At 64.2% G+C, this 16,108-nt stretch carries 12 protein-coding genes and 1 tRNA gene; 2 read left to right on the forward strand and 11 right to left on the reverse strand.

The window, feature by feature from the left end:
* Positions 1 to 102 precede the first annotated feature (102 nt).
* From JWJ88_RS06285 to JWJ88_RS06295, 3 genes are all read right to left on the reverse strand, one after another.
* Entirely contained in the window at positions 103 to 2,265 is a 2,163-nt protein-coding gene (locus JWJ88_RS06285) for an esterase-like activity of phytase family protein (protein WP_205293266.1), read from the reverse strand.
* Between the two features lie 393 nt (positions 2,266 to 2,658).
* Positions 2,659 to 2,733: transfer RNA gene (locus tag JWJ88_RS06290), tRNA-Val, on the reverse strand.
* 168 nt (positions 2,734 to 2,901) lie between these two features.
* Entirely contained in the window at positions 2,902 to 3,768 is an 867-nt protein-coding gene (locus JWJ88_RS06295; RefSeq protein WP_205293267.1) for an NAD(P)-dependent oxidoreductase, read from the reverse strand.
* A gap of 128 nt (positions 3,769 to 3,896) precedes the next feature.
* Between JWJ88_RS06295 and JWJ88_RS06300 the strand changes: the two genes are divergently transcribed.
* Positions 3,897 to 6,353, forward strand: coding sequence for a penicillin acylase family protein (locus JWJ88_RS06300; RefSeq protein WP_205293268.1), 2,457 nt, complete (start codon positions 3,897 to 3,899; stop codon positions 6,351 to 6,353).
* Positions 6,354 to 6,413: 60 nt separating this feature from the next.
* Entirely contained in the window at positions 6,414 to 7,361 is a 948-nt protein-coding gene (locus tag JWJ88_RS06305; protein WP_205293269.1) for a nucleoside hydrolase, read from the forward strand.
* 46 nt (positions 7,362 to 7,407) lie between these two features.
* Here the strand turns inward: JWJ88_RS06305 and JWJ88_RS06310 are convergent, their stop codons facing one another.
* From JWJ88_RS06310 to pyrH, 8 genes are all read right to left on the reverse strand, one after another.
* Positions 7,408 to 8,184: an OmpH family outer membrane protein gene (locus JWJ88_RS06310; protein ID WP_205293270.1), complete on the reverse strand. Its 777-nt coding sequence runs from the start codon at positions 8,182 to 8,184 to the stop codon at positions 7,408 to 7,410.
* Entirely contained in the window at positions 8,184 to 10,520 is a 2,337-nt protein-coding gene (gene bamA, locus JWJ88_RS06315) for an outer membrane protein assembly factor BamA (protein WP_205293271.1), read from the reverse strand. The genes JWJ88_RS06310 and bamA overlap by 1 nt, the downstream gene beginning before the upstream one ends.
* 103 nt (positions 10,521 to 10,623) lie before the next feature.
* Positions 10,624 to 11,949 carry an RIP metalloprotease RseP gene (rseP, locus tag JWJ88_RS06320; protein ID WP_205293272.1) on the reverse strand — a complete coding sequence of 442 codons (1,326 nt, stop codon included), beginning with the start codon at positions 11,947 to 11,949 and terminating at the stop codon, positions 10,624 to 10,626.
* The gene (dxr, locus tag JWJ88_RS06325; protein ID WP_205293273.1) at positions 11,946 to 13,118 is read right to left on the reverse strand and encodes a 1-deoxy-D-xylulose-5-phosphate reductoisomerase; all 1,173 of its coding nucleotides are present in this window, start codon (positions 13,116 to 13,118) and stop codon (positions 11,946 to 11,948) included. Before dxr ends, rseP begins: the two co-directional genes overlap by 4 nt.
* Positions 13,119 to 13,122: 4 nt before the next feature.
* Complete coding sequence (locus tag JWJ88_RS06330) at positions 13,123 to 13,977, reverse strand: phosphatidate cytidylyltransferase (RefSeq protein ID WP_205293274.1); 855 nt, start codon at positions 13,975 to 13,977, stop codon at positions 13,123 to 13,125.
* On the reverse strand, positions 13,974 to 14,708 hold the full coding sequence (gene uppS, locus JWJ88_RS06335) for a polyprenyl diphosphate synthase (protein ID WP_205293275.1): 735 nt from the start codon (positions 14,706 to 14,708) through the stop codon (positions 13,974 to 13,976). Before uppS ends, JWJ88_RS06330 begins: the two co-directional genes overlap by 4 nt.
* Before the next feature lie 3 nt (positions 14,709 to 14,711).
* Complete coding sequence (gene frr / locus JWJ88_RS06340) at positions 14,712 to 15,275, reverse strand: ribosome recycling factor (RefSeq protein WP_205293276.1); 564 nt, start codon at positions 15,273 to 15,275, stop codon at positions 14,712 to 14,714.
* A gap of 80 nt (positions 15,276 to 15,355) precedes the next feature.
* Positions 15,356 to 16,090 (reverse strand): UMP kinase, encoded by a 735-nt coding sequence (gene pyrH / locus JWJ88_RS06345; protein ID WP_205293277.1) that lies wholly within the window; start codon positions 16,088 to 16,090, stop codon positions 15,356 to 15,358.
* Positions 16,091 to 16,108: the final 18 nt, after the last annotated feature.

The following is a 16,108-nucleotide window of genomic DNA, read 5'->3' on the forward strand; positions in this document are numbered from 1 at the left end:
CCGTAAGGACGGGAATCGGATCCGCCAGCTCTTTACACACTGAGGGATAGCAGAAGCCAGGCCGCAATCATGCGGCCCGGCCCATTCTGTCAGTTCGCCCGTTCAGAGCTTGCCGGCATTCCAGAACAACGTCTCGCCCGAACTGTCATCGACGCCATCGTTGTCGGTTACGATCCAGGCAGTGCCCTCGTGATCAAAGGCAAGGCCCTCGACCTTGTCGACGGCATAGCCATTGGTCAGCGATTTCAGTTCGGGGATCAGGTCGCGGACCTCTTCCTTCACCACCACTGGTAGCGCCTCGCTAAGCTTGACCGGCTTCAGATCGTCAAGCTTTACGCGGAAGATCTTCTTCACCGCCGCCTTGTCGCCGATCAGATTGTCGCGCTCGATGACATAGGCGTGGTCGCCATGCACTGTCAGCTCGGAAATCCCCATCCAGCCTTCGCCCTTCGGGTCCAGCGGATAGGCCACCGCGCCCCATTCCTTGTCTTCGAGGTTATAGGCGAGGAGTTTCACCTGACCTTTCGGATCATCACCCCATTCGCGTTGCATCGCGACCCAGAGGGTATCGCCAACCTTCGCGATGCCCTCGGCACCGAAGCGGGTTTGATGCGCCAGCAACTCGACCGGCAACGAGATCTCTTCCTTAATCTCGCCCTTTGCATTCACATGCAGGATCGCATGCGGCACCAGTTTCTGGGCGTCGCCCTCATTGGCGAGCCAGAAACCGCCCTCGCCATCGGAGGTCAGCCCTTCGATGTCCAGTTTCTGCGCTGGCTGGCCGCCACGGGTCACAATGGTTTGGTTAATGATTTTCGCCGGGGTCTGGGTGATATCGATCTCATAGATCGAGGGCATCGCGGCATAGACGCTGTCCGAAGCCGCAAAAACACGGCCCTCAGTGCCTTCGACCGAGGCCAGCGCGCCGAGCGCGCCCCAGCCGATCAGCTTGTCGGCACCGGCCGAGGTCAGCAGCGGATAGGTTGGGGTGGCATCCGAAAGCTCATAGATCATGACATGGGCGCGCGCCGCGCCGTCTTCGCCAAGATCGGCCTCATTCGCTGTCGCCAGCAGGTTGCGCGACGGGATCGCGACGGCCCCTTCGGGCGAGATGCCCGAAGGCAGGATCTGAGTCAGCTTCGGCGCCGAGAGGTCGGTCACATCATAGACCGCGACGACCGAGCCGCGCTCGGACAGCACGAAGAGATAGGGCACATCGCCGAAGCGGGCGAATTCCATGCCCTCGATCTCGACGCCTTTGGCTTTCGAGCGTTTCTCGGGGTAATGGCCGATCTCGATGATCGCATGTTCCAACGTATTGCCGGAATCATAGACCACGGTGCCGTCTTTCTTCCAGATGGTGAAGCCGTGCGAGCCACCCTTCCAGTCGCCTTCGTTCGAGGTGGCGAAATGATCGGCATCGATCCATTTCACGGCATCGGGCTCGCGCGGGTTCGTGTCGGTCGTGGCGGTGAAATCGAGCTTGCCATCGGTTTGGGTGTCGACATTCTCGAGCACCACCTCACCGGCAGAGAAATGCGAGGCAACCGCGCCATCGGCGCCGATTACCGCGATATGGTTGTTTTCCTGCAGAGTGACGACGATCTCGCCAGCCTCGTTGATATCGACGAATTCCGGCTCCGGATCCTCGCTGCCGACAGCGGCAAGGCCAGTCACGTCGATCTTTTGCAGCTTCGCGCAATCGGCCTCGCCATTTGCCAGCGGCAGTTTCACCACATAGCCCGCAGGCATCTGTGGGATGCCGCCATCGCCAGCCTCCTCGTCACGCTCATTCTCGATCGCTACCGCAAGGAAGCTGCCATCGGGGGACACCGCCACCGAGTCCGGCTGACCGCCCAGATCACAGGAGGCCACCTCCTTCGCCGTCGCGATGTCGATCACTGCAAGCCGGCCTGACGGATTGGTGTAGCTTTCCGAAGTATTCACGCCGACGAAAGCCTTGCCTGCGATGATATGCGCGGTGGTCGGCTCTCCATGGAGGTCGATGTTTCCGAGGGGTTTTGGCGCCTTCGCATCACTGATGTCGATCAGACCCACCCCGCCTAGCGGGCGGTCGGTATAGATCAGCGTATTGCCGTCTTCCGAAACCGAGATGATCTCTGCTGAGGATTCGCGCGCCTCGTCCTCACCATCGGCCATATTGGCGATGACCGGAAAGGATGCGATGCGGTTGAAGCTATCGGAAATGGCGGGGCTGGCAAGCAGGGCGAAGACGGACGCGGCAGAAAGCAGGCGAGCGGTCATGGTGTTACCTCAGGACAATCACCAGCATCGTCTAGGACAGGTTTGCAACAGTGGCATGTCGGCCTGGCGTTCCCGGAAAATCCTTCGGAAAGATAGTGTCGGGTTTGGCAGGCAGGCCAGACGTCCGCTTGGTCCCTGATGGCTTTCTACATCGAAGGGGACTTCGCTGCGCCATGTTTGAATGGCAACTTTCTGCAAAACCGCGCCGCAGCGCCGACAGGCCGCAAAGGTCCGAGACGGATGCCGCACAAGCGAAGAAGCGGGACATACCGCATTCGCGAGGTTCGATCCCCCCAGCTCCGCACCGAGACAACGACACGAAAAGTTTGCGTCTGCGAGGGTAGAAACTGTGTCAGAATCGGAGGATCTTCTTGGCGAATGCCAAGCAAATTTTGGTGGGGCGGGAGGGGATCGAACCCCCGACCAACACGGTGTAAACGTGTCGCTCTACCGCTGAGCTACCGCCCCAATTGGGAACACGGCTTGCAGAATTGGGAACAAGCCATGTTTTTCCCTTTACTTTGCGAGGGCTTCTCGGTCAACGCGCCCGATGTAAACGAAGCGCTCTACCGACTGAGCCAACCGCCCCCGAACCGGCTGATAACGCGATCCCGGCGTCTTTGGCAAGCGGTTGCGTTACCGGCGCAGTCTCGCGATCAGAGACGAGGTGTCCCAGCGCCCGCCGCCCATCACCTGCACCTCTTTATAGAACTGATCGACCAGCGCCGTCACCGGCAGGCTGGCGCCAGTCTCATCCGCAGTGGCAAGGCAGATGCCCAGATCCTTGCGCATCCAGTCCACCGCAAAGCCGAAGTCAAAGCGATTCTCGGCCATGGTTTGATGACGGTTCTGCATTTGCCAACTGCCGGCGGCACCCTGGCTGATGACCTCGACCACCTCGGCAATGGACAGACCGGCCTTTTCGGCAAAGTGCAGCGATTCCGACAGGCCCTGCACCAGCCCGGCAATGGCGATCTGGTTGCACATCTTGGTCAGTTGCCCCGCGCCGGAGGACCCCATGAGCCTGCAGATCTTGGCATAGGCGGCAATCACCGGCTCGGCCCGGGCATAGTCCTGAGCATCACCGCCGCACATGACGGAAAGCTGGCCGTTCTCGGCCCCGGCTTGTCCGCCCGACACCGGCGCATCTACAAAACCCAGCCCGGATTCGCCGGCCAGTGCCGACAGTTCGCGCGTGACAGCGGCCGAGACCGTGGTGTGATCGACAAAGATCGCACCCTTGGCCATGCCGGCAAAGGCGCCAGTCTCACCCCTGCAGACCTGCCGCAGGTCATCGTCATTGCCGACACAGGCCATGACGAACTCTGCCCCCTCGGCCGCTTCGCGCGCGGTGGCGGCGGCGCGACCCTTGTGCTGGCCGACCCAGGCCTCGGCCTTGGCGGCGGTGCGGTTCCAGACAGCGACCTCGTGTCCGGCGGCGGCAAGATGGCCAGCCATCGGAAAGCCCATCACCCCAAGTCCCAGAAAAGCCACTCGCGCCATCAGATTCTCCTCATTGTAACGATAAGGCGCGTTGATCCGGCCCGCGCCCTGCCCTATTCACCCCGATGAATTTCATCACCCGGCGCGGGGGTCAAGCTCTGCGCCCAAGCTGGGGATCGCGGCGTTACATGGTGACACTTTTCCGCTGGCTTGTGCGTCTGACGGTCGGGCTGATCTTTTTGGCCGTCGCATTGGTCGCGCTGGCCTGGTATTTCGCCATCCGCTCGCTGCCCGATTACGACGGCAGCTATACCGTGCGCGGTATCTCGGCCCCGGTCGAAATCGTGCGCACGACCGAGGACGTGCCGCATATCTTCGGCGAGACCGATCACGACGTGTTCTTTGCCCTGGGGCTTGCCCATGCACAGGACCGCCTGTTCCAGATGACCGTGCTGCGCCGCGCCGCCCAAGGCCGCCTGGCCGAGATCTATGGCGCGGGTGCGCTTCCCGCCGACGATCTGGCGCGCAGGATGGGCCTTTACCGCAATGCCCGCGCCTCGATCGAGGCGCAGGACGCGCAAGTGCTGGATGCGCTGCAAGCCTATGCCGACGGGGTGAACGCCTGGATCGAGCAGATCAACCTGGGCGCACGCGGGCGCGGGGCGCCGGAATTCTTTCTTTACCCCGAGGATATCTCTTATTGGGAACCTGCGGATTCACTGGCGATTCTGAAGCTGCTGGCGGCCTCGTCCAGCGTGCAGATGCGCCGCGAGGTGCTGCGGGCGCGGCTGTCGCTTGCCGCCCCCGAACGCGGGCACGAACTGGTCGCCATGCGTGGCGAACCGCCCCTGCCCGCCTATGCCGGGCTTTTCCCCGGCGCCCGCTTTACCGCATCGGACCGGGGCGCGGGACCGCAGGATTGGACCTCGGTGCTCGCAGGCTATCTGGCGCCCTCGGCCGGGGCTTCGGCCAACGGCTTTGCCGCCGCAGCCAGGCGCACGGCGGCGGGCGGGGCGTTGCTTGCTAATGATCCGCAGTTCGCGCTGACTGCCCCCGGCCTTTGGTATCTGGCCCGGATCGAGCTTGGCTCGGGCGGGGTGATCGGCGGCACTATTCCCGGCATTCCTGCGGTGCTTTCAGGGCGCAACACCAGCCTTGCCTGGGGCATCACCCCGGCCCAGATCGACGATCAGGATCTTTACATCGAAGAGGTCCAGCCCGGCGATCCCAACCGCTATCGCGGCGTAAATGGCTGGACCGAGTTCGCCACCCGACGCGAGATCCTGCGCGTCCGCGGCGCCGAGCCGCAGACCATCACCCTGCGCGAGACCGAGAACGGCCCCGTCATTCCCGCCGGACACCTGAACCTTGCCACCATCGTCCCGGCCGGTCATGTCGCAGCGCTGTCCTGGACCGGGGGCTATGGCAATGATCGCAGCATGACGGCCCTGATCGGGCTGATGCAGGCGCAGAACCGCCGGTCGGGTGCCCGGGTGCTGCAAGACATGATCGCCCCCGCCATGACGGTGACTCTGGCCGATTCCGGGGGCGTGGGGCAGGTAATGGCCGGCGCGGTGCCGCATCGCCTTGCCGAGCACCAGACGGCGGGTCGTATGCCCACCCCCGGATGGCTTGCGCAAAACCGCTGGCAGGGCCTGAACCCCGCCCCCGCCGGGCTGACCGAACTTCATCCTGAAAGCGGCATCGTCGCCGCGACCGGTGCTGCGCCACCGGGCTCTGCGGGGCTTGGCCACGACTGGGGCGACGCCTATAGGCAGGCCCGGCTGCGTCACCTGATCGACACGCGCGAGGTGCATTCGCGCGACAGCTTCATCGCCGCTCAGAACGATATCGTCAGTCCTATTGCCCGCGCCTTGCTGCCGCTGGTCGGTGCCGAGCTGTGGTTCACCGGCGAGCCCGCCGCGCGGGGCACGCCCGAGCGGCTGCGGCAGGATGCGCTGGCGCTACTGGCCAACTGGGACGGCGCGATGAGCGAGCACCTGCCCGAGCCGCTGATCTATGCCGCCTGGATGCGGGCCTTGCAGGACCGGCTGGTGCGCGACGATCTCGGCCCGCTTGCCGACGAACTGACCGAACTGTTCCCCGATTTCATCGAAGGCGTGTTCCGCAACCGGAACGGTGCCTCGGCCTGGTGCGACATCCGCCAATCCGCACCGGTCGAAACCTGCACCCAGATCGCCCGACAGGCATTGGATGCGGCACTGCTGGATCTGGTCGCACGCTTTGGACCAGATCTGGCCAGTTGGCGCTGGGGCGACCTGCACCGCGCACGCCACGTCCACCCGGCGCTGGGGGACATGCGCGGCATCTCTTATATCGTGAACCTTATCCAGCCGACGTCTGGCGGCGAGGCGACGGTGGCTCATGCCGGTTTCCTCGGCCATGGCCGTAATCCATGGCTGAATGTCACCGGTGCCGCCTATCGCGGAGTCTATGACCTTGCCGATCCCGACAGTTCGGTCTTCATCATCTCGACCGGGCAGTCGGGCCATCCCCTCTCGCGCCATTACGACGACATGGCCGAGCTGTGGCGGCGCGGCGAATATGTGGTCATGTCGCTGGACCCGGCACTGGCCCGTGCCGCGGCGACGGGCATCACCCACCTGCGGCCGGCCGGCGACTAGGGGCTTGCATCCCGCACCCGGCCGGGCTTCCCTTTCCCGAAACGGATGGCAGAGGGGCCCATGGCGCGCAAGATCATTATCGACACCGATCCCGGTCAGGACGACGCCGTCGCCATCCTGCTGGCACTGGCCAGCCCCGAGCTGGAGGTGCTGGGCCTCAGCACCGTCGCCGGCAACGTGCCTCTGCACCATACCCAACGCAACGCCCGGATGATCTGCGAACTGGCCGGCAGACCGGACCTGCCGGTTCATGCCGGCTGCGACACGCCCTTGCAGCGCAAGCTGGTCACGGCAGAGCATGTCCACGGCAAAACCGGGCTTGACGGCGTCACCCTGCCCGATCCGGTCATGCCCCTTGCCCCCGAACATGCCGTGGATTTCCTGATCGAGACCCTGCGCCGCGAGAAACCCGGCAGCGTCACGCTGGTCCCCATCGGCCCGCTGACCAATATCGCCACGGCCTTTCACCGCGCGCCCGACATCATTTCGCGGGTGCAGGAAATCGTGCTGATGGGCGGCGCCTATTTCGAGGTCGGCAACATCACCCCGACCGCCGAGTTCAACATCTACGTCGATCCCGAGGCGGCCAAGCTTGTCTTTGCCAGCGGTGCGCCGCTGACGGTGATGCCGCTGGACGTGACGCACCGCGCCCTGACCAGCCGGGCATGGGTCGAAGGCATGCGCGCCATGGGCCGCATCGGTCAGGCCGTCGCCAGTTGGACCGATTTCTTCGAACGCTACGACCGCGAGAAATACGGCAGCCAGGGCGCTCCGCTGCATGATCCCTGCACCATCGCCTGGCTGCTAAGGCCCGAACTCTTTACCGGCCGTTACATCAATGTCGAGATCGAGACCCAGGGCGAATACACGCTGGGCATGACCGTGGCCGACTGGTGGCGGGTCAGCGGCCGGGTGCCGAACGCGACCTTCATCCGCGACGTTCAGGCCAAGGCGCTGTTTGCACTGCTGACCGAGCGGATCGGGGATCTGGACCGCCGCCTCGGCTAGCCCCCTGTCCGCAACCCCTGTCCGCGCAACCAAGGGGCGGTGCGGATCATTCGTCCGTCGGGGCGGGCGCGGGTCCGGGCACGGCCGGCACGACGTCTTCAGAGATCGCAGGCTCTTCAAAACCACCCTCTGCCGGTCCGGTCCCCGGATCCTCCGGCTCGGACGCAGCCTCGTCGGGCGTATCCGCTTCGGGCTCTTCCGGCGCAGGTCCGGCGCCGATCTCACGGTCGATACGCTCGATCAGCACGTCGGTCACGTCGATGGATTGCGAAGCGACAAAGATCGCGCGCTGGTCCAGCACCACCACCGCCCCCCGTTCGCGCATCAGCGCGGCAAGCACCGGCAGCGTAGCGTGAAAGAACGCCTGCCGCTCTTCATCGGCATCGGACTGCAAGGTCCGGGCAGCGGCATCGCGTTCGCGGCGAACCTCGACCACGCGCTTGTCGAACTCATCCGCGCGTTTGCGGAATTCGTCGGGCGGCAGGGTCTGGCGCAGCGAGGTCAGCTCTTGCTCCTCGGCGGTGAACTGATTGGCCATCCGGTCGTTCTCGGCCGCGATCTCGCGCCCTCGCAACTCCAGATCATCCTGCACGCGCTGACCCCATTGCGAGCGCAGGTAAAGCGCATCCTGATCCAGCGTCAGAACCGGCAGCACGGCATCGCCATTGGGCGGCGGCGTTTCGACCACGATGGGCGCTACCGGCTGATCCGTAGGCGCCTCGACCGTTCCCAACGTATCGGGCACGGTCTGGGCCAGCACTGCAGAGGGCACCGCCAGCAAGGCGGCCAGCCCCCATGCCGCGATGCCATGCCCCCAGCCCATCAGAAGCGGGTCGAGATGGTCAGGTCAAAGGACTGCTCTTCGTCATAGTCCTCTTTCTTGAGGGCCTTGGCGAAGTTGAAGCGCAGCGGGCCGATCGGCGTGGTCCAGAAGATCGAGGCACCGATCGCGGCGCGTATCTTCATGCCGTCATCGACCTCGACCCCATCGGCGCCGATACGGGTATCCAGCCCCCAGACCGAGCCGGCATCGGCAAAGAGGCCGCCGGTGATGCCGTATTCCTCGGGCAGACCCAGCGGGAATTGCAGTTCGGTGCGCAGCGCCCAGAAGTAGTTGCCGCCAAGCGCGTCCTGGTTCGGTGCCACAAGATCGCGCGGACCCAAGCCGTTCGGCTCAAAGCCGCGGATCTTGCCATTGCCGTTAAAGCGGCTCAGGAAACGGCTGTTCTGGTCGTCCAGCATATGCACCGCGCCGGTTTCGAACTCGGCCAGCATGGTCACGCTCTCGCGCCAGGCACGGCTTTCGACACCGGCGTAAAGCGTGCTGTTTACCGATTTGATATCGCCGCCAAGCCCGGCGAAATCCTGACTGAACCGCAGCCGATAGCTGGTGACCGGATCAAGCCCGGCGATACGGCTGTCGTAGCTGTAGGTATAGCCAAGAGCCGAGGTGAAGAAACCGCCTTGCTCATTAAACAGGATCGGCGAGGAACCGACACGCTGGCTGCTTTCCGAATCCACATCGATCGGATCCACGTCGAACAGCGTGTCCTTGCTGAGCTTGTAGCGCAGCTCCAACCGGCCGTTTTGCGAGATCGGGAACTCCATCCCGGTCTGGAAACCGACCGTGCGGGTATTATAGTCGGAATTCAGCCGGTCGGTGGTGTTATACCATGCCTGAACGCGGGCGCGCAGATCGCGGCCCATGAAATAGGGCTCGACAAAGGTGATACCCGAGCTCTGCGTATCCGTGCCGGTCGAGAAGGTCAGGTTCACCTCTTGCCCGCGACCCAGAAAGTTCTTTTCCGCCAGCGCGATATTGAAACCGACACCAGTGGCCACGCCGTAGCTGACGCCAAAGTTCAGGCTGCCCGTCGGCTGTTCTTCGACGTTCACGTCCACGATGACCTGTTCAGGCGACGAGCCGGGCCGGCTTTCCGCCTGCACGTCCGAGAAAAAGCCAAGCGCTCGCAGCCGTTCAGCCGAGTTGCGGATCTCGCGCGGGTTGAAGGGGTCGCCTTCGACCGTGGCGAACTGGCGGCGGATCACCTCGTCCAGCGTGGTGGTGTTGCCCTCAATATCGATGCGCTCAACAAAGACACGCGGACCACGGGTCAGTGCAAAAGTCAGGTCCAGCGTCTGGTTGCGCTCATTGCGGGTCACTCGCGGCTCGATACTGACGAAGTCCAGCCCCTTGCGCAGCGCCAGCGCCTCCATCCGGCGGATGGTGGTGTCGATGTCGGTGGGGTTATAGACCGCGCCGCGTTTCACCCGGTTCTGGGCCGCGAATTCCCCCGCGTCGACGCCGGGAATTTCGCTGATCGTGTTGATATTGCCAAAGGTATAACGCGGACCTTCATGGATCTGGAAGGTGATATAGAACGCGTCGCGTTCCCGGGCGAGTTCGGGCGCCACCGCCCGAACGCTGAAATCGGCATAGCCGCGCGAACGATAGAAATCGGTCAGCAGCTTTTCGTCCAGCGGCACGCGGTCGGGCGAGAATGTGTCGCGGCTGATAAAGGTCCGTAGAATGCCGGCCTGTTTGGTTTGCAGCACGTTGCGCAGCCGGCGGTCGGAAAAGGCCCGGTTGCCGACGAAACCGATCCGCTCGATTTCCGTCAAATCCCCTTCGCGGATCTCGAAAACCAGATCGACCTGGTTGTTGCCGCGACGAATGATGCGCGGATCGACGCGGGCGGCCAGACGGCCTTGCGAGGCATAGACCTGGCTGATTGCGGCGGCATCGGCTTCGGCCTGAGCGGGCGAAAACACCCGGCGCGACTGCGACTTGACGATTCCGGCCAGGTTTTCGTCCTTGACCCGCTTGTTGCCTTCGAAGGCGACGGTGTTGATGGTGGGGAACTCGGTCACCCGCACCACCAGCGTCCCGCCCGAGGGCACCAGTTCGACCGTCTCGAACAGACCCGAATTCTGCAGTCTCTGCATCGCGTCGTTCAGCGCCCCGGCAGAAACATCCTGCCCGCGCGGCACGTCCAGATAGGACAGGATCGTCTGCGGCTCGATCCGCTGATTGCCCTCGATCCGCACGTTGCTGAAGACATAGGCCCAAGCGGGGGATGCCGTCATGGCGACCGGCCCAGCCATGGCCAGCGCCGAGATCAGCGCCAGCGCGCCCTTGCCGAGTTTCCTGTCCGTCATCGCCGCCCCTCGCGAATAATGCGTTGCCCGGCGGGTTGGTCCCGCCATATTTGCCCCGATGGATACAGCGAAGCGGCCTACACTGTCAAAAGCCTAGCGCCGATCAGGGGCAGAAAAGATCATTGGTGAGGCCCAGAACCATCAGCGACAGCACCGCCGCCAGTCCCAGCGCCGACAGGATGTCGATCACCCGGTCCGAGGGCCTGCGCCCCGCCACCGCCTCGTAGAGATAGAACATCAGATGCCCGCCATCGAGCACAGGCACCGGCAAAAGGTTCAGAAAGCCGATTGCCGCCGACAACACCGCGATCCACCAGATGAAGTTGCCGCCCCCTGCCGAGGCCGCCTGCCCCGTGGTTTCGGCGATCGAGATGGCGCCGCCCAGGTTACAACTGCCGATCTGGCCGGTAATCATCGCCCAAAGCCCTGAAACCGACGAGGCGATGATGTCCCAGGTGCGGGCAACGCCGATCCCCAGCGCCTCACCCACGCCGGCGGGACGGGTTGCAGGTTCGAAATAGGTGCCGCCGCCCGTGACCCCGATCAGCCAGCGCCGGGTATAGCCGTCGCCTGTGGGCAGGTCCTGTTCGCGCGCGGCCAAGGTGTAGTCGGCCACCCCCTCGCCCTCGCGCCAGACCCTGAGCAGCACGGGACGGCCCTCGGCCTCGGCCACCTGCTCGCGCAATTCGTCAAAGCGAGAGACCGGCTGGCCATCGACCGCAAGGATCACATCGCCCGGCTTCAGCCCCGCCGAGGCCGCGGGGCTGCGCGGCGCGATACCCGTGACCAAGGGCGGCACCGGATCGGGACCGGGAACGGTGATCCGCGCGCCGTCGCGCAACACGGTCCAGTCATGGCTGGGGCGCGAAGGCAACTCCTCGGCCGCCTTGGACAGATCGGGCCAGCCCGCAACAGGCCGCCCATCCAGCGCGACGACGATATCGCCGGGCTGCAACTGCATCTCGACGCCCGGCGGCGTCGGGTGCAGCCGTCCCACCTGAACCTCATCGACCGGCATGCCCTGCCAGATCGCCATTCCGGCAAAGACCAGAATCGACAGGATAAAGTTGAACACCGGACCCGCCGCCACAGTGGCGAAACGCGCCCAGAGCGGGGCTCCGCTCAGGCTTTGCCGCGCCCGGACGGGGTCGACCGGCACGGCACCGGCGCTTGCCGCATTGGCGTCGCCCAGAAAACGCACATAGCCGCCCAAGGGAATCGCCGCGACCTGCCACAGCGTGCCGTGCCGGTCGCGTCGCGAAACCAATCGTGGCCCGAAGCCCAGCGAAAAGCACTCGGCCTTGATGCCCGACAGGCGGCCGATGATGTAATGACCGTATTCATGCACGGTGACGATGATCGACAACGCCACGATAAAGGCGGCGGCCGTCCAGATGAACCCGCCCAGCGTATCCAGAACCAAGCTCATGCCGCCCCCTGCCATTGCGCCGCAGCCTGCCGCGCGAAACCGCCCCAATGCAGCACTTCATCCAGATTGCGCGGGCTCTGCGCGAAGCCGGCTTCGCGCGCGGAAAGCTCCAGCGCGTGTTCGACCGCCGGCGCCATATCGATGAAACGGATGCGCCCGGCGATGAAATCGTCCAGCGCCTGTTCCTTGGCGGCGTTCAGAACCGCACCCGCCGCTCCGCCGGCCTGAATCGCCTCGCGCGCCAGCCGCAGTGCGGGCCAGCGTGCCTCGTCGGGTTCGGCAAAGGTCAGGCTGCCAAGTGCGGCCAGATCCAGCGCCGGCACCGGCAGCGCGCTGCGGACCGGCCAGTTCAGCGCGTAACCGATGGCATGGCGCATATCCGGCGCACCCAGATGCGCAAGCGAGCCGCCGTCGCGATGCGTGACCATGGCATGAATGATCGACTGTGGATGCACCAGCACTCGCAACCGCTCGACACCAAGTCCAAAGAACTCATGCGCCTCAATGACTTCCAGCGCCTTGTTGAACATACTGGCGCTGTCGATGGTGATGCGCTGCCCCATGGACCAGTTGGGATGGCAGCTTGCCTCCGCCACTGTCGCCCGCGCCAGCCGCTCCAACGGCCAATCGCGAAACGCTCCACCCGAGGCGGTGATCGTCACATGTTCGACAGATTCTATATTTTCGCCATTAAGAGCCTGAAATATGGCAGAATGCTCCGAATCCACAGGCAAGATGCGCGCACCACGCGCCTGCGCGCGGGCCATGACCAAAGGTCCCGCGGCGACAAGGGTTTCCTTATTGGCCAGCGCCAGCGTGCCGCCGCGATCCAGCACCGCAAGTCCCGGTGCCAGACCCGCGGCACCGATGATCGCCGAAAGCGTCCAGTCGGCCGGACGAGCCGCAGCCTCGATGATGGCGTCAGACCCTGCCGCCGCCTCGACGCCGCTGCCTGCCAGCGCGGCACGCAGTTCCTCCAGTCGTTCGGGCCATGCGGTGACGGCGATTTCAGCCCGCAGCGCCCGCGCCATTTCGGCAAGGCGTCGGACATTGGCGCCGCCGGTCAGGGCAATGGTGCGGTAGCTGTCAGGCCCACCGGCCCGCATCAACAGATCGAATGCGCTTTCACCGACCGATCCGGTCGCGCCCAGCACAGATATGCTGCGCATCTTTTCAGCCTCCGATCACGGGTAAAAGATTGCCAATCAACAACACCAGCGCCACCAGCAGCGCACCCGACATGGCGTCGAACCGGTCCATGACGCCGCCATGACCCGGGATCAACTGAGAGCTGTCCTTGACCCCGACCCGGCGCTTGAGCCAGCTTTCCGCGATATCGCCGAACTGCCCGGCCAGCGCCACCAGTGGACCAAGCACCAGCACCGGCCACGGCGCCTGCCCCGCCAGCACCAGAACCAGCGCCAGCGCCAGCGCGCCTGCCCAACCGGCGATGGTGCCGCTCCAGGTTTTCTTGGGGCTGATTGCGGGCCAAAAGCGTGGGCCACCAAGCTTGCGGCCGATGAAATAGCCCAGAACATCGGACAACACTACGGTGGCGACGATCCAGACAAGCGTGGGCAGGCCCATGACCTCGCGCACGACCACCAGCGCATAGCCCGCCCCGAAAATCGCAAGGGTGAACAGCAGATAGGCCGGACGTTCATGTTCATGCGTGCCATGCCATCCGGCGATCATCGGCACCAGAACCAGCGCCATCGGCCAGTCGCCGGGCAGAACCAGCATCGCCAGCATCACCAGCCCCGACAGGATGCCGATCAGCACCGGATGGCGCGGGCTGTGGAATTCGGGATGACGCCAGCCGGTCAACCGCGCCAGTTCCCACATCAACAGCCCCACCACGATCGAGACCCCGAACCGGATCCAAAGACCCGAGGAAATCAGCAGCAGCAGCCCCAGAATCGCCAGAACCACACCCGACAGCACGCGCGGCCAAAGATCGGCCCAGTTGTCGCGTCCGCGTTGCAGGGCGCCCCGCAACCGGCCCTGCTGTGGCCTGTCCCCGCTCATGCGCCGCCAAAGCGCCGGTCGCGCAGCCCGTAGCGGTCGAGAATCTCGGCCAGATGCGCCGGCGTGAAATCCGGCCACAGGGTCGAGGTGAATTCATATTCCGAATAGGCCGCCTGAAAGGGCAGAAAATTCGAAGTCCGGGTCTCTCCGCTGGTGCGGATCACCAGATCCGGATCGGGCTGGCCGGCGGTGTCCAGACAATCGGCCAGATCGGCCTCGGTAGGCTCGACGACCTCGCCCCGCGCGATGCGGGAAGCCAGCCGGTTGGCGGCGCGGGTCAATTCGTCCCTGCCCCCGTAGTTGATCGCGACGGTCAGGTTCAGCCGGGTATTGCAGGCAGTGCGCGCCTCGATCCCGGCCATCAGGCGTTGCAGCTTGGGCTCCAGCCGCTCACGCCCACCGATAAAGCGCATGCGCACGCCCTCGGCGGAAAGCCCTTCGGCCTCGCGCTCGATATAGCGGGCAAAGATGGCCATCAGCCCCAGCACCTCTTCGGTCGAGCGTTTCCAGTTCTCGGTCGAAAAAGCATAGACCGTCAGCCAGTTCACCCCCAGATCAGGACAAGCGCGCACGATCTGCTTGACGCGCTCGGCCCCGCGCCGATGCCCGACCAGTCGCGGCCAGCCCCGGTTCTTGGCCCAGCGACCGTTGCCATCCATGATGATGGCGACATGACGGGGCCGCTGGTCCCCTTCGCCGGATTTCGACAGGCTGGCTGCGCTCTCGGCCATGCGTCAGACCTGCATGATTTCGGCTTGCTTGCCTTCAAGCACCTGATCGACCGCCGCGATCATCTTGTCGGTCAGTTCCTGCACCGCGCTTTCCCAGAACTTCTGGTCGTCTTCGGACATGCCCGAGGATTTCGCCTTCTTGATCTGGTCCATGCCGTCGCGGCGCACGTTGCGGATGGCGACGCGGGCATGTTCGGCATATTGCGCGGCGACACGGGTAAGCTCGCGGCGGCGTTCCTCGTTCAACTCGGGGATGGGCAGCATGATGATGGTGCCGTTGAGTTGCGGATTGATGCCCAGACCTGATTCGCGGATCGCCTTCTCGGCCTTGCCGACCAGCCCCTTGTCCCAGATGTTGATGGTGACCATGCGCGGCTCGGGCACGTTAACCGTGCCGATCTGGTTAATCGGCGTGGGCGATCCATAGGCATCGACCATGATCGGTTCGACCATGCTGGCCGAAGCGCGGCCGGTACGAAGCGAAGCGAATTCATGGCGCAGGGATTCCATCGCGCCCTTCATGCGGCGTTCCAGGTCGTCGGTGTCGATCTCGTTTTCGTCGGACATGCTCGGTCATGGCCTCTGTGCTGTGATTTTCAGCGCTTTTAGCCGAGCCATGCCCGCATGGCAAAGCCTATACGGCGTTTTCAGCAGTGCACGCGCGTATATGTGCCGGTGCCGGCCAGAATTCCGCGGAAACCGCCCGGTTCGTCCAGCGAAAAAACGATGATCGGCAGGTCGTTGTCACGCGCAAGCGCGATGGCCGACGCATCCATCACCCCAAGGTGCTTTTGCAGCACTTCGTCATAGCTGACATTGTCGTAGCGCTTTGCATCCGCAAATTTCTTGGGGTCCTTGTCATAGACGCCATCGACCTTGGTGCCCTTGAAGATCGCCTCGCAATTCATTTCGTTGGCGCGCAGCGTGGCAGCGGTGTCGGTGGTGAAATAGGGGTTGCCGGTGCCTGCGGCAAAGATGCAGACGCGCTTCTTTTCCAGATGACGAACGGCGCGCCGGCGAATATAGGGCTCGGCCACCTCATCCATGCGAATGGCCGAGATGACGCGGGTATGGATCTTCAGCGCCTCCATCGCCGCCTGCATGGCCAGCGCGTTCATCACCGTGGCCAGCATCCCCATATAGTCGGCGGTCGCCCGCTCCATACCCTGCGCGCTGCCTTGCAGGCCGCGAAAGATATTGCCGCCGCCGATGACCATGCAGATCTCGACGCCCATGTCATGGACGGATTTGACCTCTTGCGCGATACGGGCGACCGTCGGCGGGTGCAGGCCATAGCCTTGGTCCCCCATGAGCGCCTCGCCCGAAATCTTCAGCATAACGCGCGAATAGCTTCCGGGTGTCTTGGATGCGCTGTCCGACATGGGTTCACCTTTTTGCGG

It is taken from the genome of Paracoccus methylovorus, from assembly GCF_016919705.1.
GTDB classification, from domain to species: Bacteria; Pseudomonadota; Alphaproteobacteria; order Rhodobacterales; family Rhodobacteraceae; genus Paracoccus; species Paracoccus methylovorus.

Coding starts and splice junctions, on each gene's coding strand:
- dxr (WP_205293273.1), bottom strand. CDS start 13,118: ATGCGCAGCATATCTGTGCTGGGCGCGACCGGATCGGTCGGTGAAAGC.
- JWJ88_RS06295 (WP_205293267.1), bottom strand. CDS start 3,768: ATGGCGCGAGTGGCTTTTCTGGGACTTGGGGTGATGGGCTTTCCGATG.
- JWJ88_RS06330 (WP_205293274.1), bottom strand. CDS start 13,977: ATGAGCGGGGACAGGCCACAGCAGGGCCGGTTGCGGGGCGCCCTGCAA.
- rseP (WP_205293272.1), bottom strand. CDS start 11,949: ATGAGCTTGGTTCTGGATACGCTGGGCGGGTTCATCTGGACGGCCGCC.
- frr (WP_205293276.1), bottom strand. CDS start 15,275: ATGTCCGACGAAAACGAGATCGACACCGACGACCTGGAACGCCGCATG.
- JWJ88_RS06310 (WP_205293270.1), bottom strand. CDS start 8,184: ATGGGCTGGGGGCATGGCATCGCGGCATGGGGGCTGGCCGCCTTGCTG.
- bamA (WP_205293271.1), bottom strand. CDS start 10,520: ATGACGGACAGGAAACTCGGCAAGGGCGCGCTGGCGCTGATCTCGGCG.
- JWJ88_RS06300 (WP_205293268.1), top strand. CDS start 3,897: ATGGTGACACTTTTCCGCTGGCTTGTGCGTCTGACGGTCGGGCTGATC.
- JWJ88_RS06285 (WP_205293266.1), bottom strand. CDS start 2,265: ATGACCGCTCGCCTGCTTTCTGCCGCGTCCGTCTTCGCCCTGCTTGCC.
- pyrH (WP_205293277.1), bottom strand. CDS start 16,090: ATGTCGGACAGCGCATCCAAGACACCCGGAAGCTATTCGCGCGTTATG.
- JWJ88_RS06305 (WP_205293269.1), top strand. CDS start 6,414: ATGGCGCGCAAGATCATTATCGACACCGATCCCGGTCAGGACGACGCC.
- uppS (WP_205293275.1), bottom strand. CDS start 14,708: ATGGCCGAGAGCGCAGCCAGCCTGTCGAAATCCGGCGAAGGGGACCAG.